Raw genomic sequence first — 14,592 nt, 5'->3', positions numbered from 1 at the left:
TTCAGCCCTGCCCGAACACTTGCGAAGGCCGGCGCAGCAACGGGTCGAACGGATTGATCCGCGGCCCGATCAGCGCCGCTTCACGCTTCAGCATTTCGACCACCGTCGGCAAGCGATCCGGCCCCAGCCGATCACTCACGGTCGCCACACTCAGTGCCGCCACGGCCCGCCCTTCACGATCCAGAATCGGCACCGCCACCCCGGCCATGCCCTGCAACACGCCGGTGTTGCGCCCGGCGTAACCCAGTTTGCGCACATTCTCGACTTCCGAGCGCAGGAACACCTCGTCGTACAGGTGGAAATCCTTGAGCCGCGGCAAGTTGTAGTGAATCACCGTGTCGCGCTCTTCCTCCGGCAAAAACGCAAGAATCGCCAGGCTACCCTGCCCCACACCCAGCGCCACCCGCCCACCAATGTCACCGGTAAAGGTGCGGATCGGAAACGGCCCTTCGCTGCGATCCAGGCAGATCGCATCAAAGCCACTGCGCGCCAGCAAGAACAACGAATCCCCCAACGATGCCGACAGCCGCAGCAGCGCCGGACGCACCAGTTCGCGCAGGTTTCCGGTGTTCCCGGCGCGGGCCGCCAGCGCAAAAAACTCCAGACTCAAGCGATAGCGTTTGCTGCGCGCATCCTGCTCGACCATGCCCTCATCCATCAGGCTGCGCAGCAATCGGTGCGTGGTCGGTTGTGACAAACCGATGCGCTGGGCCAGTTGCGTCACCCGCTCCCCACCCTCAACGGTGTCACCCAGACTGCGCAGCACGGCAAACAGTCTGGAGACTGCGCCAACACCGACATCACTTTTGCTTTCATTCCGCTCAATGGAATCTGTCATGGGTTTTCTCGAGTATTAATTTACTCACCGAATGAAACTGAAAATAGTCATCGCTTCAGTGAAATAGGCCATTGAGCCCATCCTATTCTTCGTCCTACTCTGCGTCCAGACAGGGGCGATTCGAACAACAGCGGCAGCCGGCTGAAGTCGAGCGCCAACGCACCCAGCAAGACCTTTTCGTATCTGCCCATACAAAAAAGCGCGCCTTCGGGCGACGCATAACAATCTCAGGTGGAGCGCAGTTATGGCTTTTGTGCAACTTGAAGGACTCGGCAAACGCTACGGTGAGATCGACGCCGTCGTTGCCACCAACCTCTCGGTCGAGAAAGGCGAGTTCGTCTCGCTGCTCGGCCCCTCCGGATGCGGCAAAACCACCACCCTGCAAATGATCGCCGGCTTCGTTGAAGTCAGCAGCGGACGCATTGTGCTGGACGGTCGCGACATCACCCACGCCAAACCCGCCAGCCGTGGTCTGGGCGTGGTGTTCCAGAGTTACGCGCTGTTCCCGCACATGACCGTGAAAGACAACGTCGCCTTCGGCCTGCGCATGCGCAAAGTGGCCAACGGCGAGTTGCAGCAGCGAGTGGACCGGGTGCTGAAACTGGTGCGCCTCAACCAGCATGCCGAGCGTTACCCGCGAGAGCTCTCCGGTGGCCAGCGGCAGCGTGTTGCATTGGCTCGGGCCCTGGTGATCGAGCCGCCGGTGCTGCTGCTCGATGAGCCGCTGTCCAACCTCGACGCCAACCTGCGCGAAGAGATGCAATTCGAGATCCGCCGCATCCAGCGCGAAGTCGGGATCACCACGCTGATGGTCACCCACGACCAGTCCGAAGCGCTGTCCATCAGCGACCGGGTGGTGGTGATGCAGGCTGGCCGCATCACCCAGATCGACGCGCCCTACACCCTTTACGAACACCCGCGCACCGAGTTCATTTCCGGCTTCGTCGGCAAGGCCAATTTACTACCCGGCGAGCGTGATGGCGCGGGAGTGGTCCAGGTTCGCAGTGGCGGCGAACTGATCCTGAGTCTGCGCCCGGAAAAAATCGATCTGCGGGACAAAGGTCAGGGCCGTCTGCAAGGCAACATCGTCAGCCGCTTCTTTCTCGGTAGCCAATGGTTGTACGGCGTATCGACAACCCTTGGCGAACTCAGCGTAGTGCGCCGCAACGACGGTTCGGCACCGCTGACCGAAGGCACGGCGGTCGGGCTCGACTGGGACGCGACGTTGCTGCGGGTGCTGAGTGTCGACGAGGTGCCGGCATGAGTACGCTTGTCGCCATTCGCCAGGGACGCCAGGGTTACTGGCTGTCGGCACCGGCCCTGGCCTTATACCTCAGCCTGCTGGTTATCCCGCTGCTGCTGACCTTGGTGCTGTCGTTCAACGTCTTCGACTACAGCTCGGGGATCAACAGCGACGCCTACACCCTCGGTCACTACAGCAGCCTGTTGGGTGACCCGTATTTCTACGAAATCTTTCTGCGCACGATGTGGATCAGCGCCCTGACCACCCTGCTCTGCGTGGTGATCGGCGTGCCCGAGGCCTACATCCTCAGCCGCATGGGCACGCCGTGGCGCTCGATTTTCCTGATTCTGATCCTCACCCCGCTGTTGATTTCGGTGGTGGTGCGTGCCTTCGGCTGGAGCCTGTTGCTGGGTGCCGACGGCCTGGTCAACCAGACCCTGCAAGCCTTCGGCGGCTCGCCGATGAAGCTGCTGTACACGCCGTTCGCGGTAGTGATTGCGCTGGTCCACGTGATGCTGCCGTTCATGATCATTCCGGTCTGGACCTCGCTGCAAAAACTCGACCCGGCCGCCGAGCAGGCCGCGATGTCTCTCGGTGCCAGCCACTTCACCGTGATGCGCCAAGTGGTGCTGCCGCAGATCATGCCTGGCGTGCTCTCGGGCACCTTGATCGTGTTCGGTCTCGCCGCCAGTTCGTTTGCCATTCCCGGCCTGCTTGGCGGGCGCCGGATAAAAATGGTCGCCACGCTGATCTATGACCAGTACCTGTCGGAGCTCAACTGGCCGATGGGCGCGGCCATCGCCGTGGCCCTGCTGTTGCTCAACCTGCTGATCATGCTGTCGTGGAACCGGATGATCGAAGGCCGCTACAAGAAGTCATTGGGATAACTCGTCATGTCCAAGAACGGTCCTTTCGCCCTGCTGTTCCATACCCTGGTGGTGCTGTTCATGCTGGCGCCGCTGGTGGTGGTTTGCCTCGTGGCCTTCACCCCGGAAAACACCCTGAGCCTGCCGACCACGGAGTTTTCCCTGCGTTGGTTCCGCGCAGTGTTCGAGCGTGCTGACTTTGTCGATGCGTTCTACAACAGCCTGATCCTGGCGTTCTGCGCCGCCAGTCTGGCGACGCTGATTGCGGTGCCGGCGGCGCTGGCGATCACGCGCTTCGAGTTCCCCGGCCGGGATTTTTTCAATGGTCTGTTCCTGTCGCCGATCATCATTCCGCACTTGGTGCTGGGTGTCGCATTGCTGCGCTTGTTTGCGCTGATGGGCGTCAACGGCAGCTTCGCCTGGCTGATTTTCGCCCACGTGCTGGTGATCACACCGTACGTACTGCGACTGGTGCTGGCGTCGGCCATCGGCCTGGATCGCAGCGCCGAACACGCCGCGCAATCGCTCGGTGCCGGGCGCTTCACGCTGTTCAGGGAAATCACCTTGCCGATGATTCTGCCGGGAGTGGCCGGTGGCTGGTTGCTGGCGTTCATCAACAGTTTTGACGAGGTCACGCTGTCGATTTTCGTCACCTCGCCAGCCACGCAAACCTTGCCGGTGCGGATGTACGTGTACGCCACCGAATCCATCGATCCGATGATGGCGGCGGTGTCGGCACTGGTGATTGGGCTGACCGCGCTGACGATGATTTTGCTCGACCGGGTCTACGGCCTGGATCGGGTTCTGGTGGGTAAACAATGAGGGCGCCATGGCTCTGCTGAAACGACTGGCTGAAGGCGACCGCCCGGCCCTGGACTTTACCCTCGACGGCACACCGGCCACCGGCCTGCTCGGCGACACCTTGCTGACGGCGGTGCTGACCTGCAGCGAACACTTGCGTGGCAGCGACTTCAGCGCCGAACCCCGCGCCGGGTTTTGCATGATGGGTGCGTGTCAGGACTGCTGGGTTCGTCTGGGCGATGGCCGGCGCGTGCGCGCCTGCTCGACGTTGCTCGAAGCCGGGCAGCAGGTCAGTCGCGAACCGGGACGATCCCTATGAACACCAACTCTCCCTGCAGAAACCCAATCCCCTGTGGGAGCGGGTCACAAATAATGCGGCATACCTCAATCAACTGTGGGAGCGGGCTTGCTCGCGAAAGCGGACTGTCTGCCAGCATCAATGTTGAATGGGCCGCAGTCTTCGCGAGCAAGCCCGCTCCCACAGGGGTTCAGCGGCGTTCACATTTGAGGTGGGTATGAAACCTGTAGTCATCATCGGTGCGGGACCCGCCGGCATTCGTGCAGCGCAAACATTGGTCGCCCACGGCGTTCGCCCGGTGCTGCTGGACGAAGCAGCACGCGGTGGCGGGCAGATTTATCGTCGCCAACCGGCAAACTTCAAGCGTTCACCGGTCAAGCTGTATGGCTTCGAAGCCGGCAAGGCCAACGCGTTGCATCAGACGATCGACGCGCTGCGCGAGCAACTCGACTACCGTCCCGAAACCCTGGTATGGAACGCCGAGGACGGTGCGCTCGACACCTTGCATGAGGGCCACGCCGCGCGGCTGGCGTTCTCCCGGGTGATCGTCGCCACGGGCGCCACCGACCGGATTCTGCCGGTACCGGGCTGGACCCTTCCGGGGGTCTACAGCCTCGGCGCAGCGCAGATCGCCCTCAAGTTTCAAGGCTGCGCCATCGGTGAACGCGTGGTGTTCGCTGGCAGTGGTCCGTTGCTGTACCTGGTGGCGTATCAATACGCCAAGGCCGGTGCAAAGGTGGTCGCTGTGCTCGACAGCTCGCCATTCAGCGCTCAGGCCAGCGCCCTGCCCGGCCTGCTCTCGCAACCGGCCACCCTGGCCAAAGGCATCTATTACCGCAGTTGGCTGACCGCTCATGGCATCCCGGTGCATCAGGGCGTCAGCCTGAAACGCATCAATGGCGAACAACGTGTGCAATCGCTGAACTGGTCCAACTCAAAGGGTGAACAGCCACTCGATTGCGACGCCGTCGCCTTCGCCCACGGCCTGCGCAGTGAAACCCAACTCGCCGATCTGCTCGGCTGTGAATTCACCTGGAACCCGCTCAACCGCGCCTGGCTGCCGCAACGTGACAGCGCCGGACGCAGCAGTGTCGCCGAGGTTTACCTGGCCGGTGACGGCGCCGGCATCATGGGCGCCGACGCGGCGGAAATGGCCGGCGAACGCGCGGCTCTGGCGTTGCTCGAAGACATCGGTTACCTGATCCCGCCGCAACGTGGGGCGCAATTGGAGCAGGCGCTGGGGCGGATCGATACCTTCCGCCAAGGTCTGGAACGGGCCTTCGTCTTTCCCGAGCGCTGGGCCGCCGATACCCCGAATGACGTGATGATCTGCCGCTGCGAAGAAGTGCGGGCCGGCGACATCCGCCAAGTAGTGCGCGAGGGTCATTGGGAGATCAACCGGGTCAAGGCGCATTGCCGGGTCGGCATGGGCCGCTGTCAGGGACGGATGTGTGGCGCCGCCGCCGCGGAAATCATTGCCTGCGAAAGCCAGCGCTGCGTGTCCGACATCGGCAGGCTTCGGGCTCAGGCCCCCATCAAACCCCTGCCGTTTGGTCTGGAGGTCGAGTCATGATCGAAGTCGATGCGGTCATCATTGGCGGCGGTATTGTCGGTGCCTCCGCCGCGCTGTTTCTGAGTAAGGCTGGGCGTCGCGTGGCGCTGCTGGAGCGGGACTTCTGTGGCTCGCATTCCAGCGGCGTGAACTACGGCGGCGTGCGGCGCCAGGGGCGACCACTCTCGCAACTGCCGCTATCGCAACGGGCCCACGACATCTGGGGGCAACTGCCGCAGCTGATTGGCATCGACGGTGAGTATCAGCGCAGCGGCCACCTGAAACTGGCCCGCAGCCTCAACGATCTGCACGCCTTGCAGGACTATGCCGCCAGCAGTCGAGGCTTTGGCCTCGATTTGCAGGTACTCGAGCGCAGTGAATTACGCGCACGTTTTCCGTGGGTCGGCGAGGTCGCGGTCGGTGCCTCGTTTTGCCCCGATGACGGTCACGCCAACCCGCGACTGGTCTCCCCGGCGTTTGCCCGGGCGGCGCGGCGGCATGGCGCGCAAGTCCACGAGCAATGCCCGGTGACAGCGGTGGAACACGACGGCCAACGCTTTCGCATCAGCACGCAAACCGGTCTGGAGCTGCAGGCGCCCTGGCTGCTGAATTGCGCCGGAGCCTGGGCCGGCACCCTGGCAGAACAGTTCGGTGAGGCGGTGCCGATGCACGCCGGGCACCCGGCGATGCTGGTCACCGAGCCCTTGCCGCTGGTGATGAATGCCAGCACCGGGGTCGAGGGCGGCGGTATCTATGCCCGTCAGGTCGCGCGCGGCAATTGCGTGTTGGGTGGCGGTCAGGGTTTTGCCCTCGACGACGCTCGCGCCCGGCCCGGTCAACATGCGGTGATCGAGATCCTGCGTCAGGCCGTCGAGCTGTATCCGTTTCTTGAAGGCGCCCAGGCGATTCGCACCTGGAGCGGCACCGAAGGTTACCTGCCCGATCGCCAACCGGTGATCGGCCACAGTGGCACTCAACCCGGTCTGTTGCACGCGTTCGGCTTTGCCGGTGCGGGCTTTCAGATCGGTCCCGCGGTGGGCCAGGCGCTCACTGAAATCATCTGCAGCGGCGCCTCAAAGACGCCACTGGATGCGTTTTCCATCACCCGGTTTCACTCCATCTCCGTTGTTTGATAGAGGAAGGTCGCGCCAATGAATAACGTCAAACGCACTGCACTGCTCGGTATCTCCTGCATGAGCGCCCTGCTCACGGTCAGCCAGGCCCAGGCCGAACCGACGCTTTACCTGGGCATGAACGGCGGGACCATGGAGCGGCTCTACGCCGACAAGGTGCTGCCGGTTTTCGAGAAGGCCAATAACGTCAAAGTGGTGATTGTGCCCGGCACCTCCGCCGATATTCTGGCCAAGGTCCAGGCCAGCAAAGGCAACCCGCAGATGCACGTGATGTTCCTCGACGACGGCATCATGTACCGCGCCATCGCCATGGGGCTGTGCGACAAACTCGAAGACAGCGCACCGCTGGCGCAGATTCCGCCCAAGGGCCGCATCAAGGATCAAGCCGTGGCGGTCAGCCTCGGCGTGACCGGGCTGGCGTACAACACGCGTCTGTTCAAGGAGAAAGGCTGGACCGCGCCGACCTCGTGGATGGACATGGCCGACCCGCGTTTCAAGGACAAACTGGTGTTCCAGTCGATGGCCTCCTCGACCTTTGGTCTGCACGGTTTCCTGATGTTCAACCGGATTCAGGGCGGCAGCGAAACCGACGTCGAGCCGGGTTTCAAGGCGTGGCCAAACACCGTTGGGCGCAACGTGCTGGAGTACATCCCGAGCTCGGCGAAGATTTCCGAAATGCTTCAGACCGACGAAGCCGCGCTGTTCCCGCTGACGCCGACCCAGGTCACCGCCCTGAAACTCAAGGGCATGCCGGTTGAGTATGCGCAACCGAAGGAAGGCGCCGTGGTGCTCAACGTGGCCGAGTGTGCCATCGCCAACAACACTCAGCCGGAACTGGCGCAGAAACTCGCAGCCTTCTTGCTGACGCCGGAAGCGCAGGCCGCCGCGCTTGAAGACGGCGACCAGATCCCGTCCAACCCCAATACCCCGACCACCGACAAAACTCGCGGCCAGGTGGAGGCGATGAAGCAGTACCTGACCACGGCCATTGCGATCGATTGGGATCAGGTCAACGAACAGCGCCCGGCATGGAATGCGCGGTGGAATCGCAGTATCGAGCGGTAACTTCCGGCATAGCGCTATCTATGTAGCAGCTGCCGAGCCTGCGAGGCTGCGTTCGGTTCGGGCCGCGTTCGGACGGAGCAGTCGCCAATCCATTCCCAGCGGTTTACCTGAATGACCGCGGTGTTTGGTTTTACGACTGCTGCGCAGCCGAACGCAGCCTCGCAGGCTCGGCAGCTGCTACAGGTCGACACAACTGGAATGGAAATTCCCCCTTTGGTTACACTACGGCGCGGCAGCTCGGGGAGCTGCCTGACGATTACGGGGTGAAATCACAGTGGCCGTTCGACCGCCCAACCGTTCGCGACTCACACCACGCTGGCCCACGCTACGCCGCTTGTTCGGCAAGTCATCGGCTGCATCCGCCGGTAACAGCGCGACCGGCCGAGTCATCCACGACTACTTCCACCGCAAGGCCCACACCCAGGGTTACACCCTCAGCCATAGCCAACTGCGTGTCATCGACTGCATGGCGCAACACGCCGCAGCGCTGTCGGGCACCTCGGCAAAAACGCTCCCCGGCCTTTACCTGCACGGCGCCGTGGGGCGCGGCAAGAGCTGGCTGCTCGACGGATTTTTCCAGGCTCTTCCCATCGCGGAAAAACAGCGCCTGCATTTTCATGAGTTTTTTGCGCACATTCATCAAGGGATGTTCAGTCATCGCGATCAGCCCGATGCACTGGAAACCACCCTCGACGAACAGCTGCGCGATTGCCGGGTGCTGTGTTTCGATGAGTTTCACGTCCATGACATCGGCGATGCGATGCTCATCACCCGGCTGTTCAAGGCATTGTTCCGCCGACGCATCCTGCTGCTGGTCACTTCCAATTACCCACCGGAAGGACTGCTGCCCAACCCGCTGTACCACGCGCGTTTCAAACCGGTCATCGACCTGATCAACGCACGCATGCAGGTCATGGAGGTCGGCGGCCCCCACGACTACCGCAGTCAGGTGAGAACCCACGCCCAGCAGCTGTTTACCCAGGGACAGTACGTCTGGCCGGCCACGCTGGCGCAGCGTCAGTCGTTGAACCTGCCCGAACGCGACGCGCCGGCCATTCATCTGCCCGTCGGAACACGGAGCCTTCAAGCCCGACACTGCAAAGGGCGAACCATCGGGTTCACCTTCGGCGATCTGTGCGACCAACCGACTGCGGTGATGGATTACCTGGAGTTGTGCCGACGTTTCGATCACTGGTTCATCGATGAGCTGCCCAGCCTCGCCGATTGTTCCATCGCCGCCCAACAGCGCTTCATCAACCTGGTCGACGTCCTGTACGACCAGGACAAGCACCTGATTCTGCTCGGGCAGCAATCTTTGCGCGAAAGCCTGGACGGCGATGCCATCGATCTGGCGCGCACGCGCAGCCGGTTGGGGCAGTTGGTCGAAATCAGGGATCCGTAGGTTTTGTGGTGCAGCTCAGACCGCCTTCGCGAGCAAGCTCGCTCCCACAGTTGACCGAGTTGTCTGGACGGACGCGATCTAATGTGGGAGCGGGCTTGCTCGCGAAGGCGGTGTGACAGACACCACACTTTTCCGGCTATCATGTCGCCCGTTTCCAGGCCCCCGCGCCCTCCTCCCGATCAAAGTGAATCTGTTCATGGATACCCTTGCCCAACTACGCGCCGGCCAACTGTCGGGCATTACCCGCCTGGACCTCAGCGGCGGCCTGACGGAGTTTCCGCGAGAAATCTTCGACCTGGCAGACTCGCTGGAAGTCCTCAACCTCAGTGGCAATGCCTTGAGCAGCCTGCCGGATGACTTGCACCGCCTGACCCGTTTGCGCGTGTTGTTCTGCTCGGACAATCTGTTCACCGAACTGCCCGACTGCCTGGGCCAATGCGCCGCACTGACGATGGTCGGCTTCAAGGCCAACCGCATCGAACGCGTGCCAGGTGCCGCCCTGCCACCGTTGCTGCGCTGGCTGATCCTGACCGATAACTGCATCACTGAGCTGCCCGCCGAGCTGGGTGAACGACCGCATCTGCAAAAACTCATGCTTGCTGGCAACCGCTTGCAACGTTTACCGGGGAGCTTGCGTCATTGCCATCGACTCGAACTGATTCGCATCGCCGCCAACCGGTTGACCGAGTTGCCCGAGTGGCTGCTGGCCCTGCCGAGCCTGACCTGGCTGGCGTACGCCGGTAACCCGCTGGAAACCGAAGCCGATGCGGCCGCCCTTGAAGCCACGCCCCGCATTCCCTGGTCCGAACTGCGTCTGGAGCAGCAACTGGGCGAAGGCGCGTCGGGGGTGATTCATCGGGCTAATTGGGATCGGCTGAGCCAACCGGCCACACAGGTCGCGGTCAAACTCTACAAAGGCGAAATGACCAGCGATGGCTCACCGTTGCACGAAATGAACGCCTGCATCACCGCCGGTAGTCACCCCAACCTGATCCGGGTTGAAGGGCGCATCGTCGGACATCCAGAAGACCAGGCCGGGCTGGTGATGCAACTGATCGATCCGAGCTATCGCAATTTGTCCGGGCTGCCGAGCCTGGCGTCATGCACCCGCGACGTTTACGCCAACGACACCCGGTTCAGCGCTGGTGTGGCATTGCGCATCGCCTGTGGCATCGCCTCGGCAGCCGAGCATTTGCACCGGCATGGCATCACCCACGGCGACCTCTACGGCCACAACATTTTGTGGAACGAGCACGGTGATTGCCTGCTGGGGGATTTTGGTGCCGCGTCTTTCCATGCCACCTCGGACAGTCTTGAAAGCCGTGCGCTGCAACGGATCGAGGTACGGGCGTTTGGTGTTTTGCTGGGAGAATTGTTGGAGCGGATCGACTCAGGGTTGAGCGATGAAGGTCGTATGCAGCTGGAGCAATTGCAGCAGTACTGCTGTCAGCCGCAGGTGCTGGAGCGACCGGGGTTCAGCGAGCTTGTCCAGACGCTGGCGGTATTGGCCTCAACCACTGGAAGCCAAAACAAACCTGTGGCGAGGAACCTCGCCACAGGTCATCACACGCTCGAAGTGGTTTAACCCGCCAACCCGACAAACATGTCCTGCACGTCATCGTGGTTATCGAGGCCTTCGAGGAAGGCTTCGACTTCAGCCATCTGCTCATCGCTCAGACCGCTGACCGGATTTTTCGGCTGATAACCCAACTTGGCCGACAACACGGTGAAACCTTGCTCCGGCAGGGCTTTCTGCACGGCGTCCAGGTCCGCAGGCTCGGTGAGGAACAGGGTCGTGCCCTCTTCTTCGCCCGGTTCGAAATCCTGGGCGCCGGCTTCGATGGCGGCCATTTCCGGATCGGCGTCAGGGCTGTCCGGGGACGCCTCGATCATGCCGACATGGTTGAAGTCCCACGCTACCGAACCGGAAGCGCCCAATTGGCCCTTGCGGAACGCAACACGGATTTCAGCAACGGTGCGGTTGATGTTGTCGGTCACGCATTCAACGATCAGCGGCACCTGATGCGGTGCGAAGCCTTCATAGGTCACGCGATGGTATTGCACGGTTTCGCCCAACAGGCCCGCGCCTTTCTTGATCGCGCGATCCAGGGTTTCCTTGGGCATCGAGGCTTTCTTGGCCTGCTCGACCACCAGACGCAGATGTGCGTTGGTGGCAGTATCGGCACCGTTGCGGGCAGCAATGGTGATTTCTTTTACCAGTTTGCCGAAGATCTTGCCCTTGGCGTTAGATGCCGCTTCTTTGTGTTTAACCTTCCACTGTGCGCCCATTACTCACTCTCTTGATCTGTGGCGCCGAGACATCTATTGGCCGACGCATGGCGCAAGTTTATACGGCCTAAAGTTGGCAATCGACCAAAAAATCCACCCTGCTCATCTGCATGATGAATCGACATCTTCACCAGCAGTTGTAGGGCGATTCTGAAACTTCGATTTGCGGTGACCATAAAGGGCTGTGGTTTCGTACCCTCTGCGCCCGTATTCCATGGCAGAAGCGCGTTCGATGCACAACGACAAGGAAAGTCCCTTCACCCTGACACTCCTCGACGGCGATTTGAGTTTGCAGGTGTTGCAGTTCAGTGGTCGAGAAGCCCTCAACCAGCCCTATCGATTCGACATCGAGGTGATCGGCCTCGCACCGGCCATGAGCCTCGACCGATTGCTGCAACAGCCGGTGTTCCTCAGCCTGATGGAGGGCCAGGGTATTCACGGCGTCCTTCACAGCGCCAGTCGCGAGCATCGCGGCCCCCACCGGATCGGCTACAAACTGGTGCTGGTGCCCTACCTTTAACGGCTCGACCGGCAGCGTTCACGCCGCGTCTTTCATCACCTCAGCGTACCGATGATCCTGCGCCTACTCCTGGAGGAACATGATGTGCCCGAGGGGAGCTATCGCTTCGAATTGTCCAACGGGCACTATCCCCTCCGGCCTTTTTGCATTCAGTACGAGGAGAGCGATCTGGCATTGCTGCAGCGGCTGTGTGAAGAAGAAGGCATTCACTATCACTTCGAACATCAGCGCGACGGGCATGTGCTGGTCCTGGCCGATGACAGCCTGAGTTTCCCTCAGGAACCCGTCCTTACGCCTTTCCAGGGCGACGCGCCCGAAGACATTGACGTAGCGGTGATCCGTGAGTTGTTCCAGCGCCATGACTCGCCGCCCTTTCCCTCGCGACTGGAGGCCAGGAACCGAGGTTCGCAAAAAACCGACGACGGCGCGGCCAACCATGCTTTCAGCAAACCATTGCCCGTGATGGTCCGCCCCGCTCCCGAGCACATCCATCGCGATCAACTAAGCCGTCGACAACTGGAACGTCTGCGTTGCCAGTACCTGCAGATCCACGGTCAAAGCAACCAGAGCGCACTGCGCAGCGCACGGATAGTGCAAGTGTCAGAACATCCACTGCCGAATTTCAACGATCAATGGCTGCTCACCGAAACCCGACATCAGGGGCAACAACCTTCGATTCTTGCCACCGACACACCCGCCACTGTCCGCCATTACCGCAATCAGTTCACCGCCATTCCCTGGTCAACGGTCTTCAGGCCCGCGCTCAAACAGACCCGGCCGAGCATCCCGGGCTATCAGCCCGCCCGGGTGCTGGGCCCTGCCGGGCAGCCGGCTGTGCTGGATGATCGAGGTCGAATACAGGTTGGGCTGTGGCCAACGACGGAAGCGGATCCGCTTGAATCTGCCGGTCTCTGGTTACCGGTGGCCTTTGCAGCGCCGGACGGTCGGATTGACCCGTCCAGCCTGCCAAAAGCCGGCAGCGATGTTCTGATCAGTTTTCTCGACAGCGACCCGGACCGGCCGGTGCTGTGCGTCGGCATGGGCCATCACCCGCGCACTCGGTCTGTTCCCGCGCCACGCCGCGATAGCCACTTGCTGCTCGATTGGCTGGTCAATCGCTCGGACCTCACACCCTGACACTCAGCCCTTGTCGGCCTTGCCGGCCGCCGCCGGGAACTCTGCCGCCAGCGCCTGTTCCAGCCAGAAAGGTCTCATGGGTCAATCCTTAAGTACGCTGAGGTTTTACGGTGATCGGTTGGTTAGGCACGAAGGCGCTTTCGGCACGCAGGCCAGCCGGGCGGCTGTTCCAGTGCGGGATCAGTACCAGGGCCGAAAACAACGCGCAGCCAGCGAAGACGATGAACACGGTGACCGAGTCGAAGTAGCCCGGCAGCAATCCGCCGAGAATCGCCCCGACCGAACCGCAACCGTTGACGAAACCGGCCGCCGTGGCACCCGCCTTGGCGGTGCCGAAATCGATCGCGGCCGCGCCGCTGATCATCGAGTCCGGTCCGTACAGGGTCAGGCCCATGACGAACAGCAGCGCCACCACCAGCATCACGCTGCCGGTATGCAGGGCGCCCATGAACAAGGCCAGCGTCACGGTCAGCGCCAACAGGCTGAGCACACACGCCGGCATGCGTCGGGCGCCGAACAGTTTGTCCGAAGCGAGCCCCAGCAGAATCGGCCCGAGTAACCCGGCCAGTTCGAACGCGGTCGGAATGATTGCCGCGCCGACCTTGCCCACCGAGGGCATCTGCTCGAAGACGATTACCGGCCCCCAAAGCAGAATCGCGTAGCGTGCCGGTTTCAGCAGAAAGTACGCCAGGCCCAGCACCAGCACGGTGCGGTTGCGCAGAATTTCTTTTAACGGTTCCAGCATGCTGATCTTGCTTTGCGCGTCGGCCTCTTGCGCCGTCAGTTGCGGCTCCGGCTCCACCGCCGGCAAGCCAACGTCTTCGGGTTTGTTGCGCTGAAAAATAAAAAACAGCACGGCGACCAGCCCAACCACCGCCGCACTGGAAAAGAACGCCGCATGCCAGGTGCCGATCAGCGTATACGCCCACCAGCCAGCAAACGGCGAAGCCACCAACCCACCAAAGGCGTAGCAGGAACTCCACAACCCCAGCACCCGCCCGCGCTGCTCGGAGGGAAAGAAACTGCCGAGGTTCTTGCACAGCCCGGACCAGCCGGTGGACTGGGCAAACCCTTGAATCAACATGCAGGTGGCGAAGATTGGCAACGTCGCGAAACTGCCCATCACCAAGGCTGCCGCTGCTGAAATCAGCAACCCGCCAAACACTACGACCCTTGGGCCAAAGCGGTCGGCCAGGATGCCCCAGGTGAATTGCCCGATGGCGTAAGCCGTGAGGTAGATGGCGTCGAGGTTGGCCATGGCCATCTTGTCGAGCATGAAGGTGGGGTCTTCGGCGATCCCCAGTTTTGCCACGGAAAAAGCTTTGCGGGTGAAGTAGAAAGCGGCGTAAGCGAGCCATGTGATCGCGAAGATCTGCACGCGCCAACGCTTGATAGTGCCGATGTGCTTGTTCATTGTGGTTCTGACCTCAGCGTGTGAGTGTGCCGGC

At 61.9% G+C, this 14,592-nt stretch carries 12 protein-coding genes and 1 pseudogene; 10 read left to right on the top strand and 3 right to left on the bottom strand.

Going from position 1 to position 14,592, the window contains the following annotated elements:
- Position 1: 1 nt before the first annotated feature.
- On the bottom strand, positions 2-838 hold the full coding sequence (locus CKW16_RS13900) for an IclR family transcriptional regulator (RefSeq protein ID WP_008148459.1): 837 nt from the start codon (positions 836-838) through the stop codon (positions 2-4).
- Positions 839-1,082: 244 nt separating this feature from the next.
- On the opposite strand from CKW16_RS13900, the gene CKW16_RS13895 reads away from it, so the two are divergent.
- The 9 genes from CKW16_RS13895 to CKW16_RS13855 all read left to right on the top strand — a co-directional run bounded on the left by CKW16_RS13895 (position 1,083) and on the right by CKW16_RS13855 (position 10,783).
- Complete coding sequence (locus CKW16_RS13895) at positions 1,083-2,102, top strand: ABC transporter ATP-binding protein (RefSeq protein WP_008148456.1); 1,020 nt, start codon at positions 1,083-1,085, stop codon at positions 2,100-2,102.
- Positions 2,099-2,968 (top strand): ABC transporter permease, encoded by an 870-nt coding sequence (locus CKW16_RS13890; protein ID WP_095128904.1) that lies wholly within the window; start codon positions 2,099-2,101, stop codon positions 2,966-2,968. Before CKW16_RS13895 ends, CKW16_RS13890 begins: the two co-directional genes overlap by 4 nt.
- A gap of 6 nt (positions 2,969-2,974) precedes the next feature.
- The gene (locus CKW16_RS13885) at positions 2,975-3,769 is read left to right on the top strand and encodes an ABC transporter permease (RefSeq protein WP_033057243.1); all 795 of its coding nucleotides are present in this window, start codon (positions 2,975-2,977) and stop codon (positions 3,767-3,769) included.
- A gap of 7 nt (positions 3,770-3,776) precedes the next feature.
- On the top strand, positions 3,777-4,067 hold the full coding sequence (locus tag CKW16_RS13880; RefSeq protein WP_095128903.1) for a (2Fe-2S)-binding protein: 291 nt from the start codon (positions 3,777-3,779) through the stop codon (positions 4,065-4,067).
- Between the two features lie 196 nt (positions 4,068-4,263).
- On the top strand, positions 4,264-5,619 hold the full coding sequence (locus CKW16_RS13875; RefSeq protein ID WP_095128902.1) for an NAD(P)/FAD-dependent oxidoreductase: 1,356 nt from the start codon (positions 4,264-4,266) through the stop codon (positions 5,617-5,619).
- Positions 5,616-6,731 (top strand): FAD-binding oxidoreductase, encoded by a 1,116-nt coding sequence (locus tag CKW16_RS13870; RefSeq protein ID WP_095128901.1) that lies wholly within the window; start codon positions 5,616-5,618, stop codon positions 6,729-6,731. Before CKW16_RS13875 ends, CKW16_RS13870 begins: the two co-directional genes overlap by 4 nt.
- Before the next feature lie 18 nt (positions 6,732-6,749).
- Positions 6,750-7,796, top strand: a complete 1,047-nt coding sequence (locus CKW16_RS13865; RefSeq protein WP_095128900.1) for an ABC transporter substrate-binding protein — start codon at positions 6,750-6,752, stop codon at positions 7,794-7,796.
- Positions 7,797-8,070: 274 nt separating this feature from the next.
- Entirely contained in the window at positions 8,071-9,198 is a 1,128-nt protein-coding gene (gene zapE / locus CKW16_RS13860) for a cell division protein ZapE (RefSeq protein ID WP_095128899.1), read from the top strand.
- A 196-nt stretch (positions 9,199-9,394) separates the two neighbouring features.
- A complete protein-coding gene (locus CKW16_RS13855; RefSeq protein WP_256580482.1) occupies positions 9,395-10,783 on the top strand; it encodes a protein kinase in 1,389 nt (462 codons plus the stop codon).
- On the opposite strand, the gene CKW16_RS13850 is transcribed toward CKW16_RS13855, so the two are convergent.
- A complete protein-coding gene (locus CKW16_RS13850) occupies positions 10,780-11,487 on the bottom strand; it encodes a YebC/PmpR family DNA-binding transcriptional regulator (protein WP_046032546.1) in 708 nt (235 codons plus the stop codon). The genes CKW16_RS13855 and CKW16_RS13850 overlap by 4 nt on opposite strands.
- A 232-nt stretch (positions 11,488-11,719) precedes the next feature.
- On the opposite strand from CKW16_RS13850, the pseudogene CKW16_RS13845 reads away from it, so the two are divergent.
- Positions 11,720-13,144: pseudogene (locus tag CKW16_RS13845) on the top strand (type VI secretion system Vgr family protein).
- Positions 13,145-13,232: 88 nt separating this feature from the next.
- Here CKW16_RS13845 and CKW16_RS13840 read toward each other — a convergent pair.
- Positions 13,233-14,558, bottom strand: coding sequence for an MFS transporter (locus CKW16_RS13840; protein ID WP_095128898.1), 1,326 nt, complete (start codon positions 14,556-14,558; stop codon positions 13,233-13,235).
- Between the last annotated feature and the right edge of the window lie 34 nt (positions 14,559-14,592).

The sequence above is a fragment of the Pseudomonas sp. Irchel s3h14 genome (genome assembly GCF_900187425.1).
In the GTDB taxonomy this organism is placed as follows: Bacteria; Pseudomonadota; Gammaproteobacteria; order Pseudomonadales; family Pseudomonadaceae; genus Aquipseudomonas.
The sequence above is the reverse complement of the archived record's forward strand: the minus strand, read 5'-3'. Positions and strand labels throughout refer to the sequence as shown.

Bases quoted from the DNA above. Each gene is read 5' to 3' on its own strand.
- CKW16_RS13865 (WP_095128900.1), top strand. From the start codon at position 6,750: ATGAATAACGTCAAACGCACTGCACTGCTCGGTATCTCCTGCATGAGC.
- CKW16_RS13840 (WP_095128898.1), bottom strand. From the start codon at position 14,558: ATGAACAAGCACATCGGCACTATCAAGCGTTGGCGCGTGCAGATCTTC.
- CKW16_RS13855 (WP_256580482.1), top strand. From the start codon at position 9,395: ATGGATACCCTTGCCCAACTACGCGCCGGCCAACTGTCGGGCATTACC.
- CKW16_RS13875 (WP_095128902.1), top strand. From the start codon at position 4,264: ATGAAACCTGTAGTCATCATCGGTGCGGGACCCGCCGGCATTCGTGCA.
- CKW16_RS13870 (WP_095128901.1), top strand. From the start codon at position 5,616: ATGATCGAAGTCGATGCGGTCATCATTGGCGGCGGTATTGTCGGTGCC.
- CKW16_RS13850 (WP_046032546.1), bottom strand. From the start codon at position 11,487: ATGGGCGCACAGTGGAAGGTTAAACACAAAGAAGCGGCATCTAACGCC.
- CKW16_RS13880 (WP_095128903.1), top strand. From the start codon at position 3,777: ATGGCTCTGCTGAAACGACTGGCTGAAGGCGACCGCCCGGCCCTGGAC.
- CKW16_RS13900 (WP_008148459.1), bottom strand. From the start codon at position 838: ATGACAGATTCCATTGAGCGGAATGAAAGCAAAAGTGATGTCGGTGTT.
- CKW16_RS13895 (WP_008148456.1), top strand. From the start codon at position 1,083: ATGGCTTTTGTGCAACTTGAAGGACTCGGCAAACGCTACGGTGAGATC.
- CKW16_RS13890 (WP_095128904.1), top strand. From the start codon at position 2,099: ATGAGTACGCTTGTCGCCATTCGCCAGGGACGCCAGGGTTACTGGCTG.
- CKW16_RS13885 (WP_033057243.1), top strand. From the start codon at position 2,975: ATGTCCAAGAACGGTCCTTTCGCCCTGCTGTTCCATACCCTGGTGGTG.